3 protein-coding genes and 1 pseudogene are annotated in these 2,204 nt (G+C 69.3%); 3 read left to right on the top strand and 1 reads right to left on the bottom strand.

The genetic code is table 11. The annotated features are described in order from the left end of the window. Positions 1 to 223 (top strand): hypothetical protein (locus VGB60_RS11520; RefSeq protein ID WP_331038393.1); only part of this gene is annotated, 223 nt, incomplete at its 5' end. A gap of 58 nt (positions 224 to 281) precedes the next feature. Here VGB60_RS11520 and VGB60_RS11525 read toward each other — a convergent pair. Beyond that, the gene (locus VGB60_RS11525; protein WP_331038394.1) at positions 282 to 1,115 is read right to left on the bottom strand and encodes a hypothetical protein; all 834 of its coding nucleotides are present in this window, start codon (positions 1,113 to 1,115) and stop codon (positions 282 to 284) included. Between the two features lie 478 nt (positions 1,116 to 1,593). On the opposite strand from VGB60_RS11525, the gene rpsL reads away from it, so the two are divergent. Continuing rightward, complete coding sequence (gene rpsL, locus VGB60_RS11530; protein ID WP_055832311.1) at positions 1,594 to 1,965, top strand: 30S ribosomal protein S12; 372 nt, start codon at positions 1,594 to 1,596, stop codon at positions 1,963 to 1,965. 66 nt (positions 1,966 to 2,031) lie between these two features. Continuing rightward, positions 2,032 to 2,204 (top strand): annotated as a pseudogene (locus VGB60_RS11535) (30S ribosomal protein S7); the annotation flags it as partial.

Below are 2,204 nucleotides of genomic sequence, written 5' to 3' on the forward strand. Positions count from 1 at the left end.
CGTCCTCACCGACGCCTCGGTCAACGGCAAGGTCGATACGTTGGAAGGCCTGAAGGAGAACGTGATCGTCGGCCGCCTGATCCCTGCGGGCACGGGCGCGTATCTGCGGGCCCTGCAGAAGATCGCCAACGAGCGCGACGCGGAACTGACGTCGGCGCGGGAAGACGCCATCGAGCCGCTGCCGGCCGATCTGGCGCTGGAGCTGGAGAGCAGCGAAAGCTGATCTGCCGGTCTCCGGATGAAATGAAGAGGGCGGCGTTGGAAACGACGCCGTCCTTTTCTTATTGGCGGTCCCGGCTGAAGCCGCCCCCCGGCGTCAGCGGCGCGTTGCCTCGCGACCCATCGCGCCGCGTCCGTATGTTCTCGGTCGAGTCGGGCCGCAGTGACTGGTCGAGGTGCGCGCCCGCGACGCCGATGCCGAAATTCGAGCCCGGCCCCTCCTGAACGCCGACGATGCCGGGGCCGCCCGCCAAGGGCTGTCTGCGGCGCTTGTACTCGGCCAGCCGGCGCGCGCCCTCGCGGGCGAAGCGGCTGTCGCCAGTCTCGTCGATAGGGCGGGCGGCCGCGGCGCGCTGGCCGAACCGGTCGTCGCAGATGGCGCGCTCGGCCGCGCTGAGCAGGTTCGGACTGGCGCAACCCACCGGGCTGGTCCTCAGGCCTTGGCCGATCCGGTCGCCGAGCGTGCGCGGGCGAACGGTCCAGGCGCCTCCGGCCGGCGCAGCGGGGGCGCCTGGCGCGGGCGCGGCGAGGCGGGGGGAGGGCGGAGCCGGCGCGTCGTCATCCTCCGGATTGTTCAACCGCGGACCGACGGCCGCACCGGGCGCCGTCCGTGCGTCGGCAGGGGTGGGAAGGGCCAGCGTCGGCCGCGGCGCGGAGCGGACGCGCGCCGTCTCGCCCTGCAACAGCGGTCGCGGCTCCAGCTGGACATGGATTGGGGGCGGATCGGGCTGGAGACCACCCCAGAGCCGCACGTCGGCTCCGACAGTGCGAAGGCCGAGGTAGCCGAGCAGCAGGGCGTGCAGCGACAGCGAGGCCGCGACGATGGCGGGCTTGCGCCACCGCTCTCCCGGCGGAAACGTCGAGCGCCTCGGGAGCTGATCCGGGGTGTTACTCATCCGCCCGCCGCTGGTTGGGCAGCCAGCCGCGTGTGCTGGAGAACAGGTCAGCGCCATGGGCGCCGACCGAGACGGCGACGAGCGCCGCAGTGCGCGGTCTTGCATCGCGCGTCGCTGACCCCTTGTGACGCGGCATGCGTTCCCCGAAGTTCTCCCGCGACCAGTTCGACAGTTGCAGCGTGGCCTTATTGCGGCGGGACCCGCGGCCTCTGCTCCCTTGACCTGACGCCCCCCCGCGCGTAGAAGCCCCCCACTTTCGAGGCTCCCGGTTCGCCGGGCTCCGGGATCGCCACAATCTAGCGGACGGGCTGTGCCCGCCGGAACGCCCAAAGCGCGCGTTCCGGTTTTTTCGTTTGGTCGCGGCTCCCGCTCGGAACTCAACCCGGGACGGCGCTGAGGCGTCGTCCGAAAAGAAGGCTCACCGGGGCGCTCCGGCCGAAAGGCACACGCCCCCATCGATCGAAGAGAACCGAGACTTATGCCGACTATCAACCAGCTGATCCGCAAGCCGCGCCAACCCAAGCCGGTGCGCAACAAGGTGCCGGCCCTGAAGGGCTGCCCACAGCGTCGCGGCGTCTGCACCCGCGTCTATACGACGACCCCGAAGAAGCCCAACTCGGCTCTGCGTAAGGTCGCCAAGGTCCGCCTGACCACGGGCATCGAAGCCGTGTGCTACATCCCCGGCGAAGGCCACAATCTGCAGGAGCACTCGGTGGTCCTGATCCGCGGCGGCCGCGTCAAGGACTTGCCCGGCGTTCGCTACCACATCCTGCGCGGCGTGCTCGACACGCAAGGCGTCAAGGACCGCAAGCAGCGCCGTTCGCACTACGGCGCCAAGCGTCCGAAGTAAGCGACCGCGTCCCTCCATTCGCTGGTCCAGACCAGCCGTCCGACACCGATTTAGAAGGCCAAGCCCATGTCCCGTCGCCACCGCGCCCAGAAACGCGAAGTCCTGCCGGATCCCAAATACAAGGATCTGACCGTCACCAAGTTCATGAATTACGTCATGTACGAGGGCAAGAAGGCCGTCGCCGAGAACATCGTCTACGGCGCCTTCGAAATCCTGGCCGACAAGAAGAAGGACTTCGA

It is taken from the genome of Brevundimonas sp., assembly GCF_036399195.1.
Taxonomy (GTDB): domain Bacteria; phylum Pseudomonadota; class Alphaproteobacteria; order Caulobacterales; family Caulobacteraceae; genus Brevundimonas.